The organism is Neopararhizobium haloflavum, assembly GCF_002750855.1.
Taxonomy (GTDB): domain Bacteria; phylum Pseudomonadota; class Alphaproteobacteria; order Rhizobiales; family Rhizobiaceae; genus Georhizobium; species Georhizobium haloflavum.
On record NZ_NWUC01000006.1, the window covers coordinates 131,958 to 157,551 of the forward strand.

The following is a 25,594-nucleotide window of genomic DNA, read 5'->3' on the forward strand; positions in this document are numbered from 1 at the left end:
TCGCCGAAATTTTGTCACTATCCGGTCAACCGGAGAGGACATTTCATGATCGGCAGAAAAGCGCGTCACACGATGAAGGCCGTTGCGGCTGGTCTTCTGTTCTCCGCCGTTTCGGCAACGGCGCAAGCCGCGCAATGCGGCAACGACGCCTCGGGTTTTCCCGCATGGGTTGAGCAGTTCCGGGTCGAGGCTCAGGCCAACGGCATATCGCCGCAAACGCTCGACGTCTCGCTCGGCAACGTGCGCTATGCGACGAAGACTATCTCGCTCGATCGTAATCAGAAGAGCTTCAATCTCTCGCTGGAACAGTTCATGCAGCGCCGCGGCGCCGACCAGATCGTATCGCAGGGTCGCCGTCTGAAGGAGCAGAACGCCGCACTTTTCGCGAGCATCGAGAGCCGCTATGGCGTGCCACCCGGCGTGGTCATCTCCATATGGGGCATGGAGACCGCATTCGGCAGCTTCATGGGCGATCAGAGCGCTATGTCGGCCTTGTCGACCCTGGCCTATGATTGCCGCAGGTCCGAGTTCTTTACGCGTGAACTCTACGCCGCCCTGCAAATCGTCCAGAGCGGCGAGCTCACGCCGGATCAGATGCGGGGCGCCGGCCACGGCGAGCTTGGCCAGACCCAGTTTCTGCCATCGAACTATGTTCGCTTCGCGGTCGACGCAGATGGAGACGGGCGCCGCGACTTGATCCGCTCCAAGCCGGATGCGCTGGCTTCGACAGCGAATTTCCTGAGAGCCTATGGCTGGCAGCCCGGCGCGGGATATCAGCCGGGACAGCCCAATTTCGGTGCTATTCAGGCGTGGAACGCGGCCGGTGTCTATCAGCAGGCGATCGCGATCATCGCCGCCCGCATCGATGGATGATCACTGCGGATCGGGCCGCCTGAAGTCGCCGCTCGCACCGTCCATCACCCATAACTCGCCAGTCCCGATGTCGAACCAGGCACCGTGAAGGCTCAGCTCGTCCTTCTCTTCCAGGTCGCTGACCCAAGGGAAGGTTCTGAGATTCTTGATGGAGTTGCGGATCGATATCCGCTCCAGCGCCGTCTGCCGCTCTGCCGCTGTCAGCGCGCTGTATCCGTTCATTTCTTCTGCGAGCGGTTTGACGAGCGCCATCCAATGGCCGACGAAGTTCCCGGGCGACAGTGGCTCGCCATCCTCGTTGAGGGCGGCCTGAATGCCGCCGCATCGTCCGTGACCCATGACGATCACGTTGCGAACCTTCAATCCGTTCAACGCAAATTCAAGCGCCGCCGAAATGCCATCGTGCTCCCGATCCGGATCGTATGTCGGCACCAGGTTGGCCACGTTGCGCACGACGAACAGCTCGCCGGGTCCAACGTCAAAAATCGTCTCCGGCGCTGCGCGGGAGTCGCAGCACGCAATCACCAGCGCTTTGGGGCTCTGGCCGGCATCGGCCAGGCGGCGGTATCTGTCCTGCTCCTGCGCGTAACGCGCGTGCATGAAGCTGCGATAGCCATCAAGAAGGGTTTGCGGAAAACCAGTCATCCTGTCTGATTAGCGTTGCTTTAGTGACATTGCAATCACCGACACGCGGCCTGAACGCGGCCTATTTGCGCCGCCTCTGGCCGGGATGAACGAGATGACGCATCTGAACCATCGCCATCGGCCGCAACACGCTTTCCGTGTCGCTTTCCAACGTCAGTTCGTCGGCGCCGCGCTTCACCGTGCGCGCCAGAATTTCATAGACGGTTGCCGTCGCCGATTGCAGCGCTTTTTCATCTGATTGCCCGCTCATCAGCCGAGCCAGGAACACGGCTGCCAAAAGATCCCCCAGCCCGTTGGGCGGATTGGAAATCGCCCTGTGCTCGGCCAGGAGCGCCTGTCGCGCCGTCAGAAGAAGATTGCCGATGCCGCCGGACATCATCGGCACGGCCGAGGTAACGAGGACGCGTTCGGGCCCGAGCCAGAGTGCGGCGTCCATGATCGCGTTGTTGTCATCGAGGGATGCGCCGCTCATCCAGGCCAGTTCGTAGCGATTGGGGGTCGCAACGCTGGCGATCGGCAACAGATGCTCCTGTATCGCGGCAGCGGTCGCTTTGGGAACATATAGCCCACCGAGGTCGCCGATCACCGGATCGCACATGTAGATCGCTCGCGGATTGTGCTTGCGGACCGCGCTAACGGCCCGTGCGACGGCCGCAGCCTGCCCCGGGTCGCCGAGATAGCCCGACAGAACAGCCCCGATTTCGCCGAGCCATGGCGCGCCGCACAGGTCATCGATCATCGCGCCAAAAGTGCCCGCGTCGAGCGCCATGCGCGTGGATGGACCGTGGCCGGGGTGCCAGGGAAGGATGACCGTCGGCAATGCCCATACGGGATGGCCAAGCAATTCGAGTGCCAGAACGGCGGCTCGATTGCCGACCGAGCCACGCACGACATGGCTGGAAATGACGAGGACCGCCTGCTTGTCGGCTGCTGTCTCGCTCATGCCGTCAGCTGAAACTTATCGCCGAGAGAAGCCACAAGGCCAGCGCCACGAAGGCGATGACCGCGAGAACGCGTCCCGTCCGCGTCGCCGCCACTTCGATCGGGTCGCTCTGATCCGCGTCGCGCGCGGCGAAATGGTCTCCCACCGATTTCGCCTTGCTCTGCATCGCCGGCGAACCGAAGACGCCACCCTCTCCGCCCAACCGGTCGAGGTCGCGGCGGGCCTTTCGGCGATCCCTGTCATCGTCCTGCATCGAGGCCTCCTTGAGAATGGCAGTCATCGAGCCATGCGATGGTAGGCCGAATTCGGCCGCATGTCAGTCGCCGATGCCATCCGATTGGACATGTTGAAGAAGGCAGCAACAGCGGCAATATCCCAGATGTCGCGGTCGGTAAATCCGTGCTCACGCAGATCCTGCCGGTCCGCTTCCTCAATACGGTCCGGAGCCTCGGTCAGCTTGACCGCGAAGTCGAGCATCGCCTTCTGCTTTTCGGTGAGGACGGCCGCGCGGTAATTCATCGCCATTTCCTCCCCGAACGCCGGGTCACCGGAAAGGCCGCGCACAGCCGCCCCATGCGCCGTCAGGCAGTAATAGCAATGATTGACCGCCGAAACCGCGACAGCGATCATCTCGCGCTCCAGCTTGCTCAGACCCGAATCGCCCAGCATGAGATCATTGTAGAAATCGGAGAAGGCACGCAGCTTGCGCTCGTCGAAGGCGTAGGCCTTGAGGACGTTCGGGATCATCCCGAGTTTTTCCTCACATTTGGCGAAATAGGCCTTCGTTTCGTCGCTGAGCGGATCGGCCATCGCCAGATCGAGCGCCGTCACCTGTGTCTCGTCCTGCGCCATAATCATCTCCCAAAAAGAACCGGACCTGGCAGCCGCAAGGGTTCTGCCGCGCAATTCTTCTGATAGGCTCCACCGAAACACAAGGGAGGCAAAGCCTTGGGCGCACGCAGAAACCCTCGAATCGACCGAAAGATCGCCGATGCGCGCAGTGTGCTGGCACAGCGAAAATCTGACGACGCGATCGATCCGGCGGTTCTTTTCGGCCGCGTCGCCTACGACGATCTGGATGCCTATGACGGAAGCGAACTGGCCATGGTCGCACGTCATGCCCACGCCGAAGTCAATGCATTCGACGGCAAGTCGGCACGCATCTCGGTCGTGTCGCCCACCGATCTTTCGGCTGACGGCCAGCAAGTGTCGATCATCTCCGTCACCGACCGAAACATGCCATTCCTCTATGATTCGATCGTCGGCGAGATTTCTGCTGCCTACCGCACGATCTTTCTCGCCATGCACCCGATCCTGTGCCGTGGAGAGGATGGCGGACTGGAACTGTTCTCCTCCTCCCGGCCGTGCCCGCCGTCCCAGCGCATCAGCCACGTTCAGATCCACGTGCCTGTGCTGTCGGACGAACAGGGCGAGACGCTCCGCGAAAAGCTGAAGTCGATCCTCGAGCAGGTCCATGCGGCCGTTGGCGACTGGAAGCCGATGCTGTCGCGCCTGGACCGGACCATGACTCTTCTCGAAGAGGCTCCGGCCTCGGGTAGAAAGGCCGAGCGCGCCGAAGCGCTGGCCTTCCTGCGCTGGCTGCGCGACGACAACTTCACCTTTCTGGGCATGCGGGAATACGTCTATTCGTCCGAGGACGGCGAGGGAAAGGTCGAGCGCGCCCGCGAAAAGGGTCTCGGCATCCTGGCGGACCCCGATATCCGGGTGCTTCGGCTCGGCAAGGACCACGTCACCACCACGCCTGAGATACTCGCCTTCCTCGAGGGTCCGGACTCGCTCATCGTGACCAAGGCCAACATGCGCTCGATGGTCCATCGCCGCGCCTACATGGACTACATCGGCGTTAAACTCTACGGCGAGGACGGCACGCTCGCCGGTGAGTTGCGCATTGTCGGTCTCTTCACATCGACGGCCTACACACGCTCGGTCGCCGACATTCCGCTTTTGCGCATGAAGGTCGATGCGGTGGTCTCCCGTCTCGGCTTCGACCCGGAGAGCCACTCGGGCAAGATGCTTTTCAATACGCTGGAATCCTATCCGCGCGACGATCTCTTCCAGACCGACGTTGAGACGCTGACAGCCTTCAGCATGCAGCTCAACGAATTGGCCGATCGGCCCCGCGTTCGTGTGCTGCCGCGAATAGACCGTTTCGACCGCTTCGTTTCCGTCATCGTCTACGTCCCGCGCGATCAATATGATTCCGACGTGCGCGAGCGCATCGGGCTTGCGTTGGCAGACCATTTCGACGGCCACGTCTCTGCCTATTATCCCGCCTTCCCGGAAGGCAACCTGGCGCGTGTTCACTTCATCATAGGCCGCGCCGGCGGCAAGACCCCGCGCGTGGCGCAAGACAAGCTGGAGCGTCACGTACGCACCATCGTGACCCGGTGGGAAGATCGCTTCGATCTGGACCGGCCGCTGGGCACGCCGATGCTGCATGCGTCCGAGGCCTATCGCGAACGATACACGCCGAGCGAAGCCATAGCGGACCTCGCCGATTTGCAGGCCTGCAACGCGCTGGGGGCGATCCGCATCGAATTGAGCGAAAGCAAGGACGGCGAGACGGCCCGCCTGACGCTCAAGATCTTTCATGCGTTCGAGCCGGTCGCGCTGTCCCGGCGAGTCCCGCTGCTGGAGAATCTCGGCTTCAACGTCATCAGCGAGCAGACCTTCGATCTCCAGGTGAAACCCGACAAGGGGCCTTCGCATCTGGTCGTTCTGCATGAGATGGAACTGGAGCCGGCGGACGTTGCCAGCTTCGACCTCGCCGCAACTGGTCCTCTGGTGGAACATGCGTTTCTCGAAGCCTGGCACGGCCGCATCGACGATGATCGTTTCAACCGCCTCGTCGTCTCCGCCGGCCTGACGGCCGAGCAGGTCGTGGTGCTGCGCGCCTATGGCCGCTACATGCGCCAACTCGGCAGTTCCTATTCACAGGACTACATTGCCAGGGTCCTGAACCGTTACCCCGCGCTGACGCGAAAGCTCTTTGAGCTGTTTCGCATCCGCTTCGATCCTGACATGGCGCTCGACCAGCGAACCAGAAGGATGGAGACTGCCAGAAAGGTGATCGCCCAGGCATTGGGCGACGTGACGATCCTCGAAGAGGATCGGATTCTGCGCCGCTATGAGAACGCCATCCTGGCGACGCTGCGAACGAACTACCATCAGCGCGACGCGGCCGGGGATGCAAGGCCGACTCTCGCTCTCAAGATCAATCCCCGTGCGCTTGATAGCGTTCCCGAACCCAAGCCATTCCGTGAAATCTTCGTCTACGGCGCCGAGGTGGAGGGGGTCCACATGCGCTTCGGGCCCGTGGCGCGTGGCGGTTTGCGCTGGTCCGACCGGCCGGAGGATTACCGCACGGAAGTGCTGGGTCTCGTCAAGGCGCAACAGGTCAAGAACGCTGTCATCGTTCCGGTGGGTGCGAAGGGCGGCTTCTTTCCCAAACGCCTGCCGATGTCGAAAGGACGGGACGCGGTTTTCGACGCGGGGCGCGATGCTTACAAGACCTTCATCCGCACCCTGCTCTCGGTGACTGACAACATTGTCGACGGCGCGATCGTGCCGCCGGACAAGACGATCCGGCATGACGGCGACGATCCGTATTTCGTGGTTGCCGCCGACAAGGGAACCGCGACGTTTTCCGACACGGCGAACGCCATCAGTCAGGAGCACGATTTCTGGCTTGACGATGCGTTCGCCTCCGGCGGATCGGCCGGCTACGATCACAAGAAGATGGGCATTACCGCCCGCGGCGCGTGGGAGGCGGTAAAGCGTCATTTCCGCGAAATGGATATCGACATCCAGACGACCCCCTTCACCGTGGTCGGTGTCGGGGATATGTCGGGCGACGTGTTCGGCAACGGCATGCTGCTGTCGCGCCAGATAAGGTTGCTCGCCGCATTCGACCATCGCGACATCGTTATCGATCCCGATCCGGACCCGGCGACAAGCTTCAAGGAGCGCAAACGCCTTTTCGGCCTCGGCCGGTCGAGCTGGCAGGACTACAATCGCGACAAGCTCTCACCGGGCGGCATGGTGATTTCGCGCAGCGAGAAATCGGTCAAACTGACGGCGGCGGCGGCCGCGGCGATCGGCCTCGACAAGTCCACGGCATCACCACCCGAGATCATCAGCGCGATCTTGAAGGCGCCGGCCGATCTGCTGTGGTTCGGCGGCATCGGAACCTATGTGAAGGCAGCCGACGAAAGTGACGCCGACGTCGGCGACCGGACCAATGACGGCATTCGGATCACGGCCGGCGAAGTCGGCGCACGGGTCATCGGCGAAGGCGCCAATCTCGGTGTCACGCAGAAGGGCCGCATCGCCTATGGTCTTGCGGGAGGGCGGTGCAACTCCGATGCGATCGACAACTCGGCAGGCGTCAATTCCTCCGACGTCGAGGTCAACATCAAGATTGCGCTCGCATCGGCCATGAAGGAAGGCCGCTTGTCCCGCGCCGACCGCGACAAGCTCCTTGTGTCGATGACCGACGAAGTCGCTGCATTGGTCTTGCGCAACAATTATCTGCAGTCCCTTGCCATTTCCCTCACCGAGAGGCGCGGCAGCCAGGCAGCCGGAGAACTCGGGCAACTCATGCTGCGGCTCGAGGAGGAAGGCAGGCTGGATCGGAAGGTGGAAACCTTGCCCGCACCGCAGGTTTTCGCCGAACGCTACGCCGCCGGCAAACCCCTCACCCGAGCCGAGATCGGCGTGCTTCTGTCCTATGCCAAGATCGGCCTGTTCGACGATCTGACAGCGAGCAGCCTGCCTGCTGATCCCTATTTCGAGACGACGCTCGGCTCTTATTTCCCCCGCGCCATGCGCGAAGGATTTGACGGCGACATCGCCAATCACCGTCTGCGCCGCGAAATCGTGGCGACGTTGCTTGCCAACGACGCGATCAATCGCGGCGGGCCTGGCTTCGTCAGCTACTTCGCCGATGCCAGCGGTGCATTGCCGGCCAACACGATCAAGGCATTCGTCATCGCTCGCGACGGCTTGCAGTTGAACGACGACTACGATCAGATCGATGCGCTGGACACCAAGCTGCCGGGGGACGTGCAGAACCGGCTCTACCAGATGGTCGGCGACACGTTACGCGGCGCCACGGGCTGGGCCTTGCGCTCCTCGGCGTATAATGGCGATCTGAAGACGTCGGTCACCGCCTTGCGCGACGCCGCCAAGCGTCTGAAGCCCATCCTCAAATCGCTGATTCCTCCTTTTCTCAAGGAGGAAGCAGAGGCCCGCCTCGTCATGTTGCTGGACGCCGGCGTTCCCGATCGTCTGGCAAAGGCTGCCGCCATGTTGCCGACGCTCGCGCATGTGCCGGAAATGGCCGAGATCGCCGTCTCCTGCGATACCGACGTCGAGGCGACGGCTCGGCAGTACTTTGCCGTCACCGACGCATTTCGCATCGGCCGGATCGAGGCTGCGGCACGCCGGATCGATACGGCCGACCATTACACGGCCCTGGCGCTGGCCCGAAACCTTGATGAGATTTCGGTGGCGCGTCGCGCGATCACATCGGTCGCACTCTCGCGCTTCGGCAAAGAGGCAAACCCCGTGGAAGCCTGGATCCGAAACGACAAGCTCCGCATCAGCCGCGTGCGCGGTCAGATTCTCGCGCTTGCCGAGGGCGGCGACTTCAACGTCGCGCGCCTGACCGTGGCCGCCGGGATGATGGCTGATCTGGCCCGCGGAGAAAATGGATGAACGGCCCAGCAGCGGCCCCGTCCAGCGTTGGCATGCCGTCCGAAGTCGATAAGCGCGGCATCTACGGCTGGATGGCGTTCGATTGGGCAGCACAGCCATTCTTCACGGTTGTCATCACGTTCATCTTCGGACCTTACTTCGTCTCCGAATTGGCAAACGATCCGGTGCGTGGTCAGGCTTGGTGGGGCTATGCGATTGCCCTTTCGGGCCTCCTGATAGCGGTTCTTTCGCCGGTCCTCGGCGCGATCGCCGATGAAACAGGCAACCGTAAGCGATGGATAGCGGGGCTGGCCATCATCAAGATCGTGGCCCTTGCTCTGCTATGGTTCGCAGCCCCCGGCTCCCCGCTCATCTACCCATTCCTCCTGATTATTGCTGCCTCGGTTGCCGCCGAATTTTCCATTGTGTTCAACGATTCCATGATGCCGCGTCTCATGAACGACAGGCAGATCGGCAAATATTCGAACATCGCCTGGGGGCTTGGCTATCTGGGCGGGATGGTCTTCCTGATAGCCGTCGTCGCGTTCATGGCGGGTTCGCCCGAGACGGGGCGCACGATCCTGGGGCTGCAGCCGATCTGGGGCCTTGACCCGGTGGCGGGCGAAGGCGCGCGGGCAACCGGGCCGTTGGCGGCTCTCTGGTATCTGATCTTCATCCTGCCGATGTTTGTCTTCACACCGGATAGCGCGACGGGAAAGCCGATCAGTCGCGCCGTGACGGATGGCATCGTCCAGTTGAAATCGACATTCCGGGAGATCCGCCGACGCTCCGGCATCCTGCGGTTTCTGGTTGCACGCATGATCTACCAGGATGGCGTCAACGGATTGATCGCACTCGGCGGCACATTCGCGGCCGGCATGTTTGCCTGGAGCGTTACCGAGATCGGCATCTTCGGCATCATTCTCAACGTCGTCGCCATCGCCGGATGTCTGGTCGCGAGCAGACTGGATCAGCGCCACGGTGCAAAGCGCGTGGTCGCGGCGGCGCTTGTCTGCCTGCTCGTGGCAACGGTCGGCATCGTGTCCACCGGTCCCGGCTTTACACTTTTCGGCGCCTTGCCGCTGGGCGCCGAGGACAGCGGCGGGCTGTTCGGCACGCCGGCGGAGAAGGCCTATATCGTGTTCGGGTTGCTGATCGGCCTAGCATTCGGCCCCGTCCAGGCCTCGTCGCGCTCTTATTTCGCGCGCAGCGTCAGCGCCGAAGAGGCTGGACGCTATTTCGGCTTCTATGCTCTGGCTGGCCGAGCGACATCGTTCCTCGCGCCGCTATCGGTGGCGACGGTAACCGCCGTTTCGGGCTCGGCTCGGCTCGGCATGGCAACGCTGATCGCATTTCTGCTGGTCGGCCTTCTCGTGCTGCTCGCAACGCCTTACCCGGCCTCCGAGCCGCTCAGTGACGGAAGTGACGCACGCCGGTGAAGACCATGGCGATTCCGGCGTCGTCAGCCGCAGAGATCACCTCGTCATCGCGCATCGATCCGCCCGGCTGGATCACAGCCGTCGCTCCGGCTTCGACTGCCGAGACAAGGCCGTCGGCAAAAGGGAAGAAGGCATCGGATGCAACCACTGACCCCCGGGTCAACGGCGCGGCCAGCTTCCGTGCGTCAGCCGCGTCTTGTGCCTTTCGAGCGGCGATCCGCGCCGAGTCCACCCGGCTCATCTGGCCAGCTCCCACGCCAACGGTGGCGCCGTCCTTGACATAGACGATGGCATTGGACTTGACGTGCTTTGCGACCTGGAAAGCAAACCGAAGGTCGCGAAGCTCGGCCTCGCTGGGCTTGCGCCTGGTCACAACCTTGAGGTCGAGGTCGTCAACGGCCGCGTTGTCTCGCGACTGGACCAGGATGCCTCCCGCCACGGTCTTGGCGAACAGGCCAGGCGCTTTGGGATCGGCAAGACCCTCGGTCGTCAGAAGCCGGAGGTTTTTCTTCGCCGCCACGATGGCGCGCGCCTCCTCGCTGGCGCCCGGCGCGATGATGACCTCGGTGAAGATCTTGACGACTTCTGCCGCCGCAGCCGCATCGAGCGGCTGGTTGAAGGCCACGATCCCGCCGAAAGCAGAGGTCATGTCGCAGGCATACGCCTTGCCATAGGCGTCGGCGAGCGACGATCCGACGGCGACGCCGCAAGGGTTGGCGTGCTTGATGATGGCGCAGGCCGCCCCCTTCTCCGGCGCGAATTCGCTGACCAGTTCGAACGCCGCGTCGGTATCGTTGATGTTGTTGTAAGAGAGCTGCTTGCCCTGATGCAGAACGGCTGTCGCAACGCCGTTGCGTTGCTCGCCGGTGGCGTAGAAACCGGCGCTTTGATGCGGGTTTTCGCCGTAGCGCATCACTGCCTTTAGACTTCCGCCGAGCGCGCGATGACGTGGAACGGCCACATCCAGCACCTCGGCGAACCAGTTCGAGATCGCCGCGTCGTAGGCGGCGGTTCGCGCATAGGCCCGGGCCGCAAGGTGTTTGCGCAACTCAAGGCTGAGACTGCCGCCGCTGGCCACCAGTGCCTTCAGGATTTCGTCGTAGTCGGCAGGATCGGTTGCCACGCCGACATAGGCGTGGTTCTTCGCCGCCGCCCGGATCATCGCGGGGCCGCCGATATCGATGTTCTCGACGCTCGTGGCGTAGTCGCCGCCCGCTGCTCTCACACTTTCAAATGGATAAAGGTTGATGACCGCAAGATCGATCGGACCGATGCCGTGCGCTTCCATGGCCGACTTGTGATCTGCATCGTCCCTTATCGCCAGCAAGCCGCCATGAATGGAAGGATGAAGCGTCTTGACCCGGCCGTCCATGATCTCCGGGAAATCCGTGATCTGCGAGACATCCTTTACCGGCAGGCCTGCGTCGGCGATCGCGCGTGCGGTGCCACCGGTCGAGATGAGTTCGACGCCGTGCTGTGCAAGCGCGGTTGCCAGATCGATCAATCCGGTCTTGTCGGACACGGAAAGCAGCGCCCGCTTGATCTGAACCTGATCCGGCGCGGGGATCTGCTTTGCAACTACGGCCATGACGATATCCTGTGCTGATTGTGCGCGCGACTTAGCACAGCGCTCCGGGCGTGCAAATGCGGCACAAAGCGGGACAGCCCGTCATTCCGGGCGGCGGATCAACTGCCATTGGATTTCAGGGCATGACCCGACCGTGAAGCTGAGCGTGATCTGACGCGTCTTGCGCGGTCCCGTCAGGTCGGCAAGAAAGATGCTTTCTTCAATCGCCGGCCGGGCGTCGATCGAACTGAATAGCCATTTCTCACCGTCGGCCGCCGTCAGCAGAATTGCCCCGTCGCTTGTCTGGCCGACCGAGATCTTCGGATGGATATGAAACCGCACGATAGCGAGCGAGGCGTCCTCCGCCTTCGGATCCTTGTCGCCAGTGCGCAGCAGCCGGTCACGGCCGGTGATCCGGTCGCCTTCGGCGTTGAGCCGGATTTCGCGCTCGTGAATAAGGCCGAAACGCGAGAGATAGCCATCGTGGCGCGCGGAAAACCCCTGCGCACCCTCGTCGCTGTCGATGCGCTGCGATGTCACGGAGCGAATCCCGCCAACGATGATCGGGCCAAGAAAATGCGACTGTGACTGACGTGCCGATGACGTGTCATTGAGAATGAGTCCCGAATGCGCAGCGGTCGAACGCGACAATGCACCGAACTGCGAAGCCGCCGCCACCGGCACACCGGCATTGACCACATAGCGATTTCGTCCGGACGACATCTCGAATGAAAGACATCCGGCATGGGCACGCTGCGACAGCACGCCGGGCGGCGGGCGTCCCGTATCGGCGATCACCACCGTCTGGCTGCATTCCAACCGGTGATAGTGCATGTGTGGAGCGGCACGGAAGGTGCGACCCGTGCTCTCATCGTAACGCAGGACGCACAGAAGCCGGTCGGCCGAGACTGCCGTCGCTCCATTGAAGAGCGCCAGTTCGCCATTCGAATGGCGAAAGAAACGCAGGGCGGGAAACATCCTGTCGATGCCCGGTATCAACCTTTTCGGCAAGGACTGGCCTAGGTTGATGTATGTCTGACGCAGCGGAAGGAGATCGGCCAGAAGATCGAGGATCACCTGCGGATTGCGCGAGACATGCCCGCCGTCCGGCAAGATCTGCCGATCCATCTCGTGATCGAGATTTCGCGCTGCGCTGCGGATCGTTGATGGGCTGGCCGGCATCGCCAGCGTCGCCATCGCAAGCGCGATGCGTACGCGCAGCCGCACCTCACCGTCGATCGTCGTGGGCGCGATGTGGCGCAGATACCTTATCTGGAGCGCGAGGCTGCGCAGGAAGCGTCGATAAAAGCCGTGGTCGGCGCCTTTGAGCACGATCGGCGAATGCGAAAGCCATGCGATCGTCCGCTCGGCAATGATGTCGGGCCGCCAGCCGATCCCTGTCATGCGCCGTCCGTGAACGGAGATCCATTCATCCACCAGTGCGCGCCCATTGGCAAAGGCAAGCTCATGGTTGGCCGCGCGCAGATGCCTCAGCCAGCGGAAGGAATGCAGCCGCTCGGCGAATTCCTCCGAAGGCAGATCCGAGATGAAAGGAGAAGCACCGAACGTGTCGAAGACCTGTCCGGCAAGCGGAAACCGGCCCGCATAGATTTCTTCCGCGATGTGGCGGTCGGCGATTCGCAGATCGGTCGGGGCGACGATCAAACGATCCGGCGCCATTCCGGAAAACCGGAACGCCGTCATCCGGCCGAGAGCCACGCGACGATAGAAACGTCGCCATGTCTCTTCCGCATAAAGACGCAACGAACGTCGCGCATCGGAAATAGCCAATGCCAAATGGGCCCCGCAAAGCTTGTCCGCGGCCAGCGCCACGGAACGCGAATCTAATGCATATCGGCTCTATACGGAATCGTCTAAAACAAATGACGAAATTGAACGATACGGCGAACCGGTTGTCGGTCAGTCCGTCCGCACGAGAATGGCCGCGAAGAATCCGTCCAGCCCCGAAAGGCGCGGCGAATAGGTCTCCAGCATCGCCGGCGTGGTCCTGACTGCCCCTTGCCGCGTGATTGCGCCTTCCAGCCCTGGCAGGTCGTCTGGGGTGACGGGCTCGAGCCGCACCGCGTTTACACTGGACAGAACACGATCCACCAGATGCTCGCCCTCGCTCGGGTCCAGCGAGCAGTTGGAGAAGACGACACGTCCGCCCGGACGCACGAGCGCCAGCGCCCGTCGAACCATTTTCTCCTGCAGGTCAGCGAGTTTGGCGATGTCGTCCGGTCCCTTGGTCCAGACGACGTCCGGATGGCGGCGCACCGTTCCGGTCGATGAGCAGGGAGGGTCGAGGAGGATGGCGTCGTAGCTGCTTTCGGGCGCCTCCGTCATGAAGTTGCCCACGCGGCATTCTGCTTGGAGGCCGAGACGTTGCAGATTGTACTTCAGGCGCTTCAGCCGATTGGCCGACAAATCGTAGGCTGTCACGTTTGCTCCGGCTTGCGCAAGCTGGGCCGTCTTGCCACCCGGAGCGGCACAGAGATCAGCGACCTCCTTACCGGCGATCGCGCCCATCAAACGGGCAGGAATGCTGGCGGCAGCATCCTGAACCCACCAGGCTCCATCTGCAAAGCCTGGCATTTCGCTGACGGGGCCGTTCAGTTCGGCAAGACGCACGCTGCCTGTTGGCAGCACGATGCCGGAAAGGCGCGCTGCCCATCCTTCGGCGTCGGATTTGACGGTAAGGTCGATCGGCGGCTCGCGGCCATGCGCTTCGAGGATTTGCTTTGCCGCCGCATCGCCATAGTGCGATTTCAGTCGGTCCACGAACCACCCCGGCGCGTCAGGAACGTCGGCGACAGCCGGCAGAAGCGCACCCTTCTCGCGCGCAAGCCGCCTCAGCACGGCATTGATCAAGCCGGAAAACCGGCGATTTCGCGGGTCCCCATTGGCCTGCTCCACCGCCAGATCGACAGCCGCCCGGTCGGGAACGTCAAGATAGAGGATCTGCGTCGCAGCGACCACGAGCACCATGTGCAGCGAGCGGGCGCCTTCGGGCAGAGGTTTGTCGATGAGCCGGCCGAGAGCTGCCTCGATCTTTCCCAGATGACGCAGGCCCGCCAGTAGAATGGCGCGGGCCAAGGCACGATCACCATCCGCGAGCGCCCGATAGGCGGCATTGCCGTTGTCGACATCGAGAAGGCCGTCGAGCGAAACCTTCCTGTCGATCACAGCTGCAAGCAACTTTGCTGCGGTTCTCCGCGTCTCGAGACCCGCCTTCACCGGCACGCTGGAAGACGAGGTCGGCTTGCCGGCTCTCGCCGCCGCGCCCCTCAAGACCAAGGTCCACGCGGTGCGTCAGTGTCGCCCGCACGGCCCCAAGGACCATTGCCCCCCTGTGGCGACGCACCGCCCATCTCGCGGTGCAACTCGGTCAGAGCCGCAATACGGTTCTCGGTCGAGGGGTGCGTGGAAAAGAGGCCGTCCATTCGCTGCCCGTTCAGCGGGTTGATGATGAACATGTGCGCCGTTGCGGGATTGCGTTCGGCATCTTCGTTCACAACGCGCCGTGCGCCCCCGGCGATCTTCTGCAATGCCGATGCAAGCCACATCGGGTTGCCGCAAATCTCCGCTCCGCGCCGGTCAGCCGCGTATTCGCGCGTCCTGCTGATCGCCATCTGAACCATCATTGCCGCAAAGGGCGCGACGATCATCGCTGCGAGCACGCCGATGATGCCAAGTGGATTGTTGCGGTTGCCGCCGAAGAAGAACGCGAAATTGCCGAGCATGGAAATCGCACCGGCCAGCGTCGCGGTAATCGTCATGATCAGCGTATCGCGGTTCTGCACATGCGCGAGTTCGTGGGCCATAACGGCCGCGACCTCCTCACGCGTCAGCGAATTCAACAGCCCGGTCGTGGCCGCAACGGCTGCGTTCTCGGGGTTGCGCCCCGTGGCAAACGCGTTCGGCTGCGGGTTGTCGATGATATAGACCTTCGGCATCGGCAGGTCCGCGTTGCGTGCCAGTTGCTCGACGATCCGGTAATATTCCGGCGCGTTGCGCTGATCGACCTCCTTCGCGCGATGCATGCGAAGCACCATCTTGTCGGAGTTCCAATAGGCAAAGACATTCATACCGATCGCGATGAAGAGGGCGATGAGCATGCCGTTGCTGCCGCCGATCAGGAGCCCGACGCCCATGAACAGCGCGGTCATGAAGGCAATGAGCATCGCTGTGCGCACATAGTTCATCGGCGTAAATCTCCAACTGCGGCGCCCGGTTGGCCGGTGCGCACTTTGCGACTATATGATGGGGAGAAAGCCGAGCCACTTCAATATTTTCGATGCAATGACCGATACCGCCAATCGCACCCCATCCTCCGATACGCCTGCTGAACCACCGCGCAAGACGCCGAACCCCGCCGCTCAGCGCGCGCTGGCCGAAGCAGAGGCGCGTCGACGCCAGGAGCCACAGGCGACCCAAGCCCGCGAAATTGGTGGCCGTGGGGGGCTGGACCCCGCGAGATTTGGTGATTGGGAAATCAAGGGCCGCGCTATCGACTTCTAGATTTCCGACCCCGAAGTCCCGGAGTGGAGCACCGCCTGCCCAGCACCGGAACACATGTACTAATCGTGTACAAATAGGCGTTATTTCAAAACGTTATTCGGTTAACTCCACTTAAAGCACGTTTTGACAGAGAAGGAGGGGTTTACTCTTCCGTTAACCGCGACCGGCTATCACCGATTTCGTCCCGCGCACCTTGATGGCGGGTTCTGGCATGAACAGGCGGAACGGTGATGATAAAGGCAATCCATCGACAGGCCAGGCGGCTGTTCGGCGATCGCGGCGGCAACTTCAGCATCCTGTTCGGCGTATCGGCGATCGCCATCATGATGAGCGCAGGCATCGCGGTGGAATTCACCCGCGCGATGTCCGAAAAGAGTGCCATGGCCAATGCGCTCGACGCGGCCGTGCTGGCGACCGCACGTGGCATCGCGATGGGTGACCTCACACTTGATACCGCCGAGGATTATCTCCAGGCCGTCTTCGTCGCCAACATGAATGCCCCGGCCTCAGAGGCCGCCGGTGCTTATCGGGTCGAGAACATCGAATTCAATACGACAACCGAGACGCTGACTGCGACCGCCGCCTCACGCTTCGACACCATGTTCCGCTTCTTCGGTGAGAACAACACGCAGACCATTCGCACCGCGGCAGCTGCGACCTACGGCTCCAACAAGGCGGAGGTCGCCATGATCTTTGACCTGACAGGCTCTATGAGCGGAACGAAGATCAATGCGTTGAGAAATGCTGCCGTGGAGGGTGTTACGCTGCTCCTAGAGCAAAAGGCAGCCGAGCCGCGTATTCGCGTCAGTTCGATACCGTACGCCCAATCAGTGAATGCCGGCCCTCTGGCAGCCTATGTATTTCCAGACAATGGGAACGACAATGCCAATCCACCCAGCTATGGTCAATTCGTCGACGAGACAGAGACCGGCGTTGGACCGAAATGGTTTGGCGGAAATTTCAAGCGGAACGGCTCGCTTGCCGGCGTAAATGGTGCATCCGATACCTGCGCGACCGAGCGAAAGGGCGACCATCGCTATGATGCTTCCGGGCCGGACGTGGCCATGGTCAACCGTGATGGGGATCTGAAGTACGAGGCACCGCCATTTTGTCCAAGCTCCGAAATCATACCGCTCACGAGCGACCTGAAGACGCTGGCTGACCAGTTCCGGAAGTTTTCCACCTACGAAATGACGGCCGGACACATCGGTATTCAATGGGGTTGGTACACGTTGTCCCATGAATGGGCGGATTACCTGCCGACCGACAGCAAGCCTGCGGACCCGAGCGATGAAACCGAGAAAGTCCAGAAGTACGCGATCATCATGACCGACGGCGTCTTTAACAAGCCCTACGCGCCCCTCCCCGAAAGGCGCGGCCGCGCCAATGCGGAGGAAATCTCGACCCAGCACGCGCTTGCCTTGTGCGCAGCGATGAAGGCCGAGAGTATCGCCATATTCACGATCGGCTTTGAGCTGGAGAATACAAGAGCCATCAACATGCTCAAGCAGTGCGCAACGCCGGACACGCCCAGCACCCGTTATTTTTATGACACGTCTGGCGGTCGCGAACTGACTGAAGCCTACCAGGCGATCGCACGCTCGATCCAGGCGCTACGCCTCGTCCAATAAACGGCAGAAAGATAAAGACCGCCCGGACGGTGTGTCCGGGCGGTCCATTCGTGGCGTGATCTGCATCCGCCGCGGTGCTGTCGGCCGACTGGCTTCAGCCGGCACCGCTCATGTCTTGCCGGTCAGCGGGAAGGCTGCTCCCCGTGGCGGCGATCCATCAAAGCCTCGCGACGGACACCAAAATCACTCGACATCGGATCACCTCCTTTCGTTTCGTTGGACATGGATCGAATATGGGGCGTTTGGCGATCAGATGCAAACAGCGCCATGGCTTGCCTTGCCAACGCAGCGCACCTCCGCAACTGTAAGGTCGTGCTCTGGCTGGCCACAACCGAGGAGGAATTGCGATGACGCGTTTCGATCAGGCGGCGCTCGATATGCTGCGCATCATCGTTTCCGTGCTCGCTCCGAGATTTGCCGTGACCAGTTGGACGGGCGAGCGCATCGGCCCGCCTGACGGGCCGGCCCTGCACATTGCAAGCCCCGATGCCGTGCGTCGCATGGCCTTGCGTCCGCGCATGGACACCGTCGTCGACCTTTGGGCGGAAGGCGCGGTCGATGTCGAAGGCGGCACACTGTTCGACATCGTGGACCTGAAGCCGGAAGGCCGGTTCAAGGAACGGCTGAGGGCGCTTCCGAAGGCGCGTTTGCTGGCGCTGATCCCCGCACTGCTGGGCGGCGGCTCCAAGCGCCAGACGTCGGAGCTCGCCGGCAAGGACCCATTCGTCAGCGGTTCGGACAAGGCGGCCATAACTCACCACTACGACGTCTCGAACGCCTTCTACCGTCTCTTCCTGGACGAGCGCATGGTCTACACATGCGCCTATTTCAAGGACTTCTCCAACACCATCGACGAGGCCCAGCGCGACAAGCTCGATCACATCTGCCGCAAGTTGCGTCTGAAGCCCGGCGACCGCCTGCTCGATATCGGGTGTGGCTGGGGCGCCCTGCTTATTCACGCGGCCAAGCATTATGGCGCGATCGGGACCGGCGTTTCCCTGTCCGAAGCACAAAGCGAGCTCGCGCGCGAGCGAATCCGCGCCGAGGGCCTTGAAGGCAAGATCACGATCGAAATCAAATCCTATACGGAAATAGAGGGCACGTTCGACAAGATCGCCTCGATCGGCATGTTCGAAGCGGTCGGCATCGCAAACTACGATACCTACTTCACGACCGTACACCGGCTTCTGGCGCCCGAGGGCATCTACCTGCACCACGCCATAACGCGCCGGCAAAAGCGGAGCCGGCGCCGGTTTCGAAAGAAGAGCGCCGAACATCTCGCTCTGGTCAAATACATCTTCCCTGGTGGTGAACTCGATCATCTCGGCATGACGATCGAAAACCTCGAAGGTCATGGATTCGAAGTGCACGATGTCGAAAATCTGCGCGAGCACTATGGCCGGACTTGCCGTTTGTGGGCCGAGCGATTGCATGCCCGTTTCGCAGACGCGGTGGCCGAAGCGGGTCAGCCGCGCGCCAGACTCTGGCTCCTCTATCTGACCGGCTGCGCATTGGCGTTCGAGCGCGGAACCGTGCAAATCAACCAGACGGTCGCGACCAGGCGGCAGCGGGGGCCGAGCGGATTGCCGCCGACGCGCGATGATCTCTATCGCGCGTCGGAAGCAAGGTGATGGCCGTCAGCCCTTGCGATTTTCGCGGTTGTCGATCAGGTCGTCGACAACAGCGGGATCGGCAAGGGTCGAGGTATCGCCGAGTGACTTGAAGTCGTCCTCGGCGATCTTGCGCAAGATGCGCCGCATGATCTTGCCGGAGCGGGTTTTCGGCAGTCCGGGCGCGAACTGGATCTTGTCTGGCGAAGCGATCGGGCCGATCTCGTTGCGCACGTGCTTGACCAGCTCTTTCTTGAGATCGTCCGACGGGTCGATGCCGCCCATCAGCGTCACGTAGCAATAGATGCCTTGGCCCTTCACGTCATGGGGGTAGCCGACGACAGCTGCCTCGGAGACCTTTTGGTGTGCGACAAGCGCGGACTCGACCTCGGCCGTCCCCATCCGGTGTCCGGAGACATTGATGACGTCGTCGACCCGGCCGGTAATCCAGTAATAGCCGTCCTCGTCGCGTCGGCAGCCGTCGCCGGTGAAATACTTGCCCTTGTAGGCGGAGAAATAGGTCTGCACGAACCGTTCATGGTCACCATAGACCGTGCGCATCTGCCCGGGCCAGGAATCGGCGATGCACAGATTGCCGTCCGTCGCCCCTTCCAGAACCTTGCCCTCCGCATCGACCAGCTCTGGTTTGACGCCGAAGAAGGGCTTGGTCGCCGAGCCCGGCTTGAGATCGGTCGCACCGGGCAAGGGTGTGATCATGATGCCGCCCGTCTCGGTCTGCCACCAGGTGTCGACGATCGGGCACCGCTTGTCGCCAACGACGTTGTGGTACCACTCCCAGGCTTCCGGATTGATCGGCTCGCCCACCGATCCGAGCGTGCGCAGCGACTTGCGGGACGACGATGTCACGTGATCGTTGCCGGCACCCATGAGAGCGCGGATCGCCGTCGGGGCCGTGTAGAAGATATTGACCTGGTGCTTGTCGACGACCTCCCAGAAGCGCGCGGGCGTCGGATAGTTCGGCACGCCTTCGAACATCAGCGTCGTCGCGCCGTTCGCCAGCGGACCGTAGACGATATAGGAATGCCCGGTTACCCAGCCGACATCCGCCGTGCACCAATAGATGTCACCATCGTGATAGTCGAAGACGTATTCGTGCGTCATTGACGCATAGACCAGATAGCCGCCCGTCGTATGGAGAACGCCTTTCGGCTTTCCGGTGGACCCGGAGGTGTAGAGGATGAACAGCGGATCTTCCGCCTTCATCTTTGCCGGCGGGCAGTCCGGCTTCGCCTTGGCGACTTCCTGATGATACCACAAGTCCCTCTTGGCATCCCAGTCGACCTGCGCGCCCGTGCGCTTGACCACCAGCACATTGCGCACCTTCGCCTTCGATTTGGCAGCGATCTCGATCGCTTTGTCCGTGTTCGCCTTGAGGGGAATCTTCTTCCCCCCGCGTATGCCTTCATCGGCCGTGATCACGAAGTCGGACGCGGCATCGACGATCCGGCCGGCCAGCGCATCGGGCGAAAACCCGCCGAAGACGATCGAGTGCACCGCGCCGATGCGCGCGCATGCGAGCATGGCGTAGGCTGCCTCGACGATCATCGGCATGTAGATCGTGACACGGTCGCCCTTCTTGACGCCGTTCGACTTCATCACGTTGGACAGGCGGCAAACCTGCTCGTAGAGCTCGTTATAGGTGACCTTGCGGTCATCATAGGGATTGTCGCCTTCCCAGATGATGGCCGTCTGGTTGCCACGCTTCTTGAGATGGCGATCGACGCAGTTGTAAGCGACGTTGGTGACGCCGTCCTCATACCACTTGATCGCGACCTTGTCCTCGAAACTGGTGTTCTTGACCTTGCTGTAGGGGGTGAACCACTCGATGCGCTTGCCGTGCTTGTCCCAGAACTTCTCGGGATTCTTCACGCTCTGCGCATACCACTTCTCGTAGGTCTCCGCGTCGATCTTGGTACGCTTCTTGGCGTCCTTGGGTACCTTGTAGACGGCTGCGGACATGGAAATCCTCCTCAAAGCTGGTGTGCGAGCATCCTCCTGCCCGCAAAGTCTCTTGTTCGGCCTGAAGGACCGGTTCGCCGGCATACATAACATCTGCGACCCGAGCGACAATTAGACGAAGGGTCGTGATGACGGCGTTTCGCAAGCACAATGCGCGCAATGCCATGTCAATTGCAATCGCCGCCGAACACAGCTATAGAGCACTCCAATTTCCGGACATTGCGGCCCTGCCCAACGCTCCCGGCGCTCCCCCTGAAAAGGGACGCGGACGACAGAAGGATCACATCCATGGCTCAACAACTGCTCATGCCGAAAGCGACCGCCGTCTGGCTGGTCGACAACACGGCCCTCTCATTCGATCAGATCGCACAGTTCTGCAAAATGCATCCGCTGGAGGTGAAAGCCATCGCAGACGGCGAGTCCCACCAGGGCATCAAGGGCCTCGACCCGGTCCAGACCGGGCAGCTGAGCCGCGAGGAGATCGCCAAGGGCGAGGCCGACACGGCCCACAAGCTGAAACTCGCGGAGCCGAAAGTCCGTGTTCCGGAAACCAAGCGCAAGGGCCCACGCTATACGCCGGTCTCCAAGCGGCAGGATCGCCCGAACGCCATCTACTGGCTGGTGCGCAACCATGCCGAATTGAAGGACGCGCAAATCTCGCGGCTGGTGGGCACGACGAAATCGACGATCGAGCAAATCCGCAATCGCACCCACTGGAATTCGGCCAATCTCACGCCGATGGATCCTGTGACCCTTGGGCTTTGCACCCAGATCGATCTCGACATGGAAATCGAAAAGGCGAACAAGGGTCGTCCGCTGCCTTCGGCGACAACGGGCGAGGACACGCTGGCACCGACGAGCGAGACGGAACGCCTTGGCACCGAGGTCGATCGCGACGAGCGCGACGACGAGAAGGAAATCGATGCTGACGCCGTTTTCGCCAAGCTGAAATCGCTGAAGCGCGACACGCCGGAAGACGATGACGAGGACGATCGCTACTGATCGCCCGCTCCAACCGAATTCATTGAAAAGCCCGGCTTCGCGCCGGGCTTTCTTTTGCGGATCAGTCTTCCCGGGGCGTCACGGTATAGTTGAGCGGCAGCCGGCCGCCATCAGCGTAGATCGTCTGGCCGGTGATGTAGCTCGCATCGTCGGATGCCAGGAATGACGCGACGGATGCAATCTCCGACGGCTCTCCGATACGCCCGAGCGGGGTGCGCGAAAGGATGCGCTTTTTTGCTTCCTTGTCGTTGGCGACCGCGGACAGCATGTCCGTCATGATCGAGCCGGGGCCGATCGCGTTGGCCCGGATGCCGTAAGGTGCCAGCGACAACGCCATAACCTTGGTCAATTGGCTTACCCCGCCCTTCGAGACCGAATACGGCACCTGATTGGCGATCGCGAATGTGTCGTTGATCGACGACATGTTGATGATGACGCCAGGCTCGCCACCGGCTTTCACCGTCTCCACGAAATGCCGCGCCACGGCCTGCCCGCACAGAAACACGCCCTTCAGGTTTACCCGAAGGACACGATCGAAATCGCTCTCCTCGAGGTCGAGGAAATCGGCGGCGTGCACGATCCCGGCGTTGTTGACGAGAATATGGATATCCCCGAAAGCATCGAGCGCAGCGGCCAGCAGGTTGTGCACGTCGAGCCGTTCACCGACATCGGCGGCGAAGAAACGAATTTCACCGAGATCCGCGAATTCCTTTTCCAGCGCATTGCCTGCCTTCTCGTCGTTGTCCGCGACGACGACGCGCGCCCCGTCCCTCAGGAAGCGTTCGACGATCGCCCTGCCGATCCCCTTCGCTCCGCCGGTGACGATTGCAACTTTTCCGGCCAGCTTCATCGCATGCACTCCTGATTGAGAAAGCAGGAGATTGACCAGAAGGTCCACGCAGCGTCAATGGAGACACGAAACGCCGTCAGGTCTCCTCCCGAAACGCGTTCCCGACGCGGCGTGAACGCATGAGCGCCTCGAACTCGTCCAGGATCGCCGGATCGTCGATTGTCGCCGGCATCTTCCATTCATCGCCATCGGCAATCTTCTGCAGCGTCGCGCGCAGGATCTTGCCCGATCGGGTCTTCGGCAACCGCTTGACGGCGAGTGCATTCTTGAACGCGGCAACCGGTCCGATGCGATCGCGCACCACAGCCACGACCTCGGCCGAAATCTCCTCCTCGGATCGGTCGACGCCATTGTTGAGAACATAGAAGCCGACAGGCACCTGCCCCTTCATCGGATCAGCGATGCCGATGACGGCGCACTCGGCAATGTCCGGATGGGTCGCGATCGCCTCTTCCATGCCGCCGGTCGAAAGGCGATGTCCGGCAACATTGATGATGTCGTCCGTCCGCGCCATGATGAAGAGGTATCCGTCTTCATCGATATAGCCTGCGTCGGCCGTCTTGTAGGTGCCGGGAAACTCCTTGAGATACGCCGTCCTGAAGCGTTCTTCCGCGTTCCAGAGGGTCGGCAGGCACCCCGGTGGCAATGGCAGCTTGACGACGACATTGCCGAGCGTTCCGCGCGCAACCTCCTTGCCACCATCGTCGAGAACCCGGATGTCGTAGCCGGGAAGCGGCACTGAGGGTGAGCCGACCTTGACGGGCAACTGGCCGAGCCCGACCGGATTGCCGACCATCGGCCATCCCGATTCGGTCTGCCACCAATGGTCGATCACCGGCACCTTCAATGCCGCACGCGCCCATTCGATCGTATCGGGATCGGCGCGCTCTCCCGCCAGGAACAGTGTGCGGAAGCTGGACAGATCGTAGCGGCCGATCAACTCGGCCTTCGGGTCTTCCTTGCGGATTGCCCGAAACGCCGTTGGTGCCGTGAACAGTGCCGCGACGCCGTGTTCTTCGATGACCCGCCAGAACGTACCGGCATCCGGAGTGCCGACCGGTTTGCCCTCGAAAAGGATGGTCGTGTTTCCGTTGAGCAGCGGCGCATAGACGATGTAGGAATGGCCGACGACCCAGCCGATGTCCGAGGCCGCCCAGAAAACCTCGCCCGGCTTAACACCGTACATCGCTTCCATCGACCATTGCAGCGCCACCATATGGCCGCCCGTATCCCGCACCACGCCCTTCGGCTGTCCGGTGGTGCCGGACGTGTAGAGCACATAAAGCGGGTCGGTCGCGGCCACGCTGACGCACGGCACATCGCGTCCCGCCTTCCGGGCGGCATCGACAAGAGACGCGTAGTCGAGGTCGCGCCCTTCCAGCAGTTCGGCGGCCAGCTGTTCGCGCTGGAAGACAATCGTGTGGTCCGGCTTCACCTTGGCCTGGGCAATCGCCGCGTCGAGCAGCGGCTTGTAGGCAACGACGCGCCCCGGCTCGATCCCGCAGGACGCCGAGATGACGAGACGCGCACCGCAATCGTCGATGCGGGTTGCCAGTTCGCTCGCTGCAAAGCCGCCGAAGACGACAGAATGGATGAGCCCCAGCCGCGCGCAGGCCAGCATTGCGATACACGCCTCCGGGATCATCGGCATGTAGATGATGACCCGGTCGCCGGACCTGAGACCAAGATCCTGGAGCACGACAGAAAGCGCCCGAACTTCATCGAGAAGTTCCCGGTAGCTGATCGTACGCTTCGTTCCGGTGACGGGGCTGTCATGAATGATGGCCGCCTGATCGCCGCGGCCGGCCGACACATGACGGTCCACACAGTTGTGGCAGGTGTTTGTTTCCCCGCCGACGAACCAGCGTCCATAAACGCCCTGGTCAGGATCAAAGGTCTTGGCCGGCGGGACGAACCAGTCGATGGCGTTTGCGGCTTCGGACCAGAACCCCTCCGGATCTTCCTGCCAGGCGCGGTAGGTCTGTTGATAGAGTGCCATTCGTCGATCCTCCCGTCCGGTCCGGCCTCCCGCCGAACATGTCCTAAAGGACTAGAGCAGGAAATGCCGGCGGGCAAACCCCCACCAAGGTGGCAACAGGCTACTGGCGAGCGCCGAATATCGCCGACCCGACCCGCACGCTGGTGGCGCCAAAGGCGATTGCCTGCTCGAAATCGCCCGACATGCCCATGGAGAGCTTTTCGACACCAGCTTCACGCGCCAGCTTTCTCAGAAGTGCGAAATGGGGGCCGGCATTCTCGTCCAGCGGCGGAATGCACATCAGGCCTTCGATCTCCAGACCATGCTCGTCGCGGCAGCGCTTCACGAAGGCTGCGGTCTCCCCCGGCGCGACACCTGCTTTCTGATCCTCCGCACCGGTATTGACCTGAACATAAAGACGCAGCCGCCGATCCTGCTTCTTCATCTCCTTGGCAAGCTCTCGGGCAATCTTCTCGCGATCGACGCTTTCGACGACATCGAACAGCGCGACGGCATCGGCCGCCTTGTTCGATTGCAATGGGCCGATCAGACGAAGCTCGATATCGCGATGCCTTGTGCGCAGATCAGGCCATTTGGCCTGCGCCTCCTGCACGCGGTTTTCTCCGAAGCGCCGCTGTCCTGCGGCAATCACCGGCTCGATCGCTTCCGCGTCGTAGGTCTTCGAGACGGCGACGAGGTCCACCGCGTCCGACGGACGCTCGGCCTTGCGGCAGGCGCGCGCGATACGCTCGACGATACCAGCCCAGTTCTCTGCTGCACGCACGGTATTCTCCTTGATCTCGACCTCCACTCCTACGCCAGGGCGGAAAACCCCGC

General features: G+C 62.0%; 19 protein-coding genes. 7 read left to right on the plus strand and 12 right to left on the minus strand.

What is annotated here, in order from left to right:
• Positions 1 to 45: 45 nt before the first annotated feature.
• Positions 46 to 873, plus strand: a complete 828-nt coding sequence (locus CN673_RS14145) for a lytic murein transglycosylase (protein WP_099867022.1) — start codon at positions 46 to 48, stop codon at positions 871 to 873.
• On the opposite strand, the gene CN673_RS14150 is transcribed toward CN673_RS14145, so the two are convergent.
• The 4 genes from CN673_RS14150 to CN673_RS14165 all read right to left on the minus strand — a co-directional run bounded on the left by CN673_RS14150 (position 874) and on the right by CN673_RS14165 (position 3,313).
• Positions 874 to 1,518 (minus strand): carbonic anhydrase, encoded by a 645-nt coding sequence (locus CN673_RS14150; RefSeq protein ID WP_099867023.1) that lies wholly within the window; start codon positions 1,516 to 1,518, stop codon positions 874 to 876.
• Positions 1,519 to 1,579: 61 nt separating this feature from the next.
• Positions 1,580 to 2,461, minus strand: a complete 882-nt coding sequence (pdxY, locus tag CN673_RS14155; protein ID WP_099867024.1) for a pyridoxal kinase PdxY — start codon at positions 2,459 to 2,461, stop codon at positions 1,580 to 1,582.
• 4 nt (positions 2,462 to 2,465) lie between these two features.
• A complete protein-coding gene (locus tag CN673_RS14160) occupies positions 2,466 to 2,714 on the minus strand; it encodes a hypothetical protein (RefSeq protein WP_157928904.1) in 249 nt (82 codons plus the stop codon).
• Between the two features lie 23 nt (positions 2,715 to 2,737).
• Positions 2,738 to 3,313, minus strand: a complete 576-nt coding sequence (locus CN673_RS14165; RefSeq protein ID WP_099867026.1) for a peroxidase-related enzyme — start codon at positions 3,311 to 3,313, stop codon at positions 2,738 to 2,740.
• 96 nt (positions 3,314 to 3,409) lie between these two features.
• On the opposite strand from CN673_RS14165, the gene CN673_RS14170 reads away from it, so the two are divergent.
• Positions 3,410 to 8,200 carry an NAD-glutamate dehydrogenase gene (locus CN673_RS14170; RefSeq protein WP_099867027.1) on the plus strand — a complete coding sequence of 1,597 codons (4,791 nt, stop codon included), beginning with the start codon at positions 3,410 to 3,412 and terminating at the stop codon, positions 8,198 to 8,200.
• Complete coding sequence (locus tag CN673_RS14175; RefSeq protein WP_198586002.1) at positions 8,197 to 9,618, plus strand: MFS transporter; 1,422 nt, start codon at positions 8,197 to 8,199, stop codon at positions 9,616 to 9,618. The genes CN673_RS14170 and CN673_RS14175 overlap by 4 nt, the downstream gene beginning before the upstream one ends.
• Here the strand turns inward: CN673_RS14175 and purH are convergent.
• The 4 genes from purH to htpX all read right to left on the minus strand — a co-directional run bounded on the left by purH (position 9,590) and on the right by htpX (position 15,390).
• Positions 9,590 to 11,206: a bifunctional phosphoribosylaminoimidazolecarboxamide formyltransferase/IMP cyclohydrolase gene (purH, locus tag CN673_RS14180; RefSeq protein WP_099867029.1), complete on the minus strand. Its 1,617-nt coding sequence runs from the start codon at positions 11,204 to 11,206 to the stop codon at positions 9,590 to 9,592. The two genes, CN673_RS14175 and purH, sit on opposite strands and share 29 nt — an antisense overlap.
• A gap of 81 nt (positions 11,207 to 11,287) precedes the next feature.
• Positions 11,288 to 12,976, minus strand: a complete 1,689-nt coding sequence (locus tag CN673_RS14185; protein ID WP_370853048.1) for a heparinase II/III family protein — start codon at positions 12,974 to 12,976, stop codon at positions 11,288 to 11,290.
• Positions 12,977 to 13,105: 129 nt separating this feature from the next.
• Positions 13,106 to 14,476: an RsmB/NOP family class I SAM-dependent RNA methyltransferase gene (locus CN673_RS14190; RefSeq protein WP_245409914.1), complete on the minus strand. Its 1,371-nt coding sequence runs from the start codon at positions 14,474 to 14,476 to the stop codon at positions 13,106 to 13,108.
• Complete coding sequence (gene htpX, locus CN673_RS14195) at positions 14,473 to 15,390, minus strand: zinc metalloprotease HtpX (protein ID WP_099867031.1); 918 nt, start codon at positions 15,388 to 15,390, stop codon at positions 14,473 to 14,475. The genes CN673_RS14190 and htpX overlap by 4 nt, the downstream gene beginning before the upstream one ends.
• Positions 15,391 to 15,445: 55 nt before the next feature.
• On the opposite strand from htpX, the gene CN673_RS14200 reads away from it, so the two are divergent.
• The 3 genes from CN673_RS14200 to CN673_RS14210 all read left to right on the plus strand — a co-directional run bounded on the left by CN673_RS14200 (position 15,446) and on the right by CN673_RS14210 (position 18,968).
• Entirely contained in the window at positions 15,446 to 15,706 is a 261-nt protein-coding gene (locus CN673_RS14200; RefSeq protein ID WP_099867032.1) for a DUF1674 domain-containing protein, read from the plus strand.
• Between the two features lie 230 nt (positions 15,707 to 15,936).
• Positions 15,937 to 17,337: a TadE/TadG family type IV pilus assembly protein gene (locus CN673_RS14205; protein ID WP_099867033.1), complete on the plus strand. Its 1,401-nt coding sequence runs from the start codon at positions 15,937 to 15,939 to the stop codon at positions 17,335 to 17,337.
• Positions 17,338 to 17,684: 347 nt separating this feature from the next.
• Positions 17,685 to 18,968 carry an SAM-dependent methyltransferase gene (locus tag CN673_RS14210; protein WP_099867034.1) on the plus strand — a complete coding sequence of 428 codons (1,284 nt, stop codon included), beginning with the start codon at positions 17,685 to 17,687 and terminating at the stop codon, positions 18,966 to 18,968.
• A gap of 6 nt (positions 18,969 to 18,974) precedes the next feature.
• Here CN673_RS14210 and acs read toward each other — a convergent pair whose 3' ends face one another.
• Positions 18,975 to 20,927: an acetate--CoA ligase gene (gene acs / locus CN673_RS14215; RefSeq protein WP_099867035.1), complete on the minus strand. Its 1,953-nt coding sequence runs from the start codon at positions 20,925 to 20,927 to the stop codon at positions 18,975 to 18,977.
• 288 nt (positions 20,928 to 21,215) lie between these two features.
• Here acs and CN673_RS14220 point away from each other — a divergent pair, with 288 nt between their 5' ends.
• The gene (locus tag CN673_RS14220) at positions 21,216 to 21,929 is read left to right on the plus strand and encodes a DUF1013 domain-containing protein (RefSeq protein ID WP_099867036.1); all 714 of its coding nucleotides are present in this window, start codon (positions 21,216 to 21,218) and stop codon (positions 21,927 to 21,929) included.
• A 61-nt stretch (positions 21,930 to 21,990) separates the two neighbouring features.
• Here CN673_RS14220 and CN673_RS14225 read toward each other — a convergent pair whose 3' ends face one another.
• The 3 genes from CN673_RS14225 to CN673_RS14235 form a co-directional block, all read right to left on the minus strand.
• Positions 21,991 to 22,779: an SDR family NAD(P)-dependent oxidoreductase gene (locus CN673_RS14225; protein ID WP_099867187.1), complete on the minus strand. Its 789-nt coding sequence runs from the start codon at positions 22,777 to 22,779 to the stop codon at positions 21,991 to 21,993.
• A gap of 76 nt (positions 22,780 to 22,855) precedes the next feature.
• On the minus strand, positions 22,856 to 24,778 hold the full coding sequence (locus CN673_RS14230) for a propionyl-CoA synthetase (RefSeq protein ID WP_099867037.1): 1,923 nt from the start codon (positions 24,776 to 24,778) through the stop codon (positions 22,856 to 22,858).
• 100 nt (positions 24,779 to 24,878) lie between these two features.
• Positions 24,879 to 25,514 (minus strand): YggS family pyridoxal phosphate-dependent enzyme, encoded by a 636-nt coding sequence (locus tag CN673_RS14235; protein WP_370853056.1) that lies wholly within the window; start codon positions 25,512 to 25,514, stop codon positions 24,879 to 24,881.
• Between the last annotated feature and the right edge of the window lie 80 nt (positions 25,515 to 25,594).

What these genes read in the sequence shown, in the direction of transcription:
- CN673_RS14230 (WP_099867037.1), bottom strand. Translation starts at nt 24,778, where the DNA reads ATGGCACTCTATCAACAGACCTACCGCGCCTGGCAGGAAGATCCGGAG.
- CN673_RS14225 (WP_099867187.1), bottom strand. Translation starts at nt 22,779, where the DNA reads ATGAAGCTGGCCGGAAAAGTTGCAATCGTCACCGGCGGAGCGAAGGGG.
- CN673_RS14175 (WP_198586002.1), top strand. Translation starts at nt 8,197, where the DNA reads ATGAACGGCCCAGCAGCGGCCCCGTCCAGCGTTGGCATGCCGTCCGAA.
- purH (WP_099867029.1), bottom strand. Translation starts at nt 11,206, where the DNA reads ATGGCCGTAGTTGCAAAGCAGATCCCCGCGCCGGATCAGGTTCAGATC.
- CN673_RS14160 (WP_157928904.1), bottom strand. Translation starts at nt 2,714, where the DNA reads ATGCAGGACGATGACAGGGATCGCCGAAAGGCCCGCCGCGACCTCGAC.
- CN673_RS14150 (WP_099867023.1), bottom strand. Translation starts at nt 1,518, where the DNA reads ATGACTGGTTTTCCGCAAACCCTTCTTGATGGCTATCGCAGCTTCATG.
- CN673_RS14200 (WP_099867032.1), top strand. Translation starts at nt 15,446, where the DNA reads ATGATGGGGAGAAAGCCGAGCCACTTCAATATTTTCGATGCAATGACC.
- CN673_RS14210 (WP_099867034.1), top strand. Translation starts at nt 17,685, where the DNA reads ATGACGCGTTTCGATCAGGCGGCGCTCGATATGCTGCGCATCATCGTT.
- htpX (WP_099867031.1), bottom strand. Translation starts at nt 15,390, where the DNA reads ATGAACTATGTGCGCACAGCGATGCTCATTGCCTTCATGACCGCGCTG.
- CN673_RS14205 (WP_099867033.1), top strand. Translation starts at nt 15,937, where the DNA reads ATGATAAAGGCAATCCATCGACAGGCCAGGCGGCTGTTCGGCGATCGC.
- CN673_RS14220 (WP_099867036.1), top strand. Translation starts at nt 21,216, where the DNA reads ATGGCTCAACAACTGCTCATGCCGAAAGCGACCGCCGTCTGGCTGGTC.
- acs (WP_099867035.1), bottom strand. Translation starts at nt 20,927, where the DNA reads ATGTCCGCAGCCGTCTACAAGGTACCCAAGGACGCCAAGAAGCGTACC.
- CN673_RS14145 (WP_099867022.1), top strand. Translation starts at nt 46, where the DNA reads ATGATCGGCAGAAAAGCGCGTCACACGATGAAGGCCGTTGCGGCTGGT.
- CN673_RS14165 (WP_099867026.1), bottom strand. Translation starts at nt 3,313, where the DNA reads ATGGCGCAGGACGAGACACAGGTGACGGCGCTCGATCTGGCGATGGCC.
- pdxY (WP_099867024.1), bottom strand. Translation starts at nt 2,461, where the DNA reads ATGAGCGAGACAGCAGCCGACAAGCAGGCGGTCCTCGTCATTTCCAGC.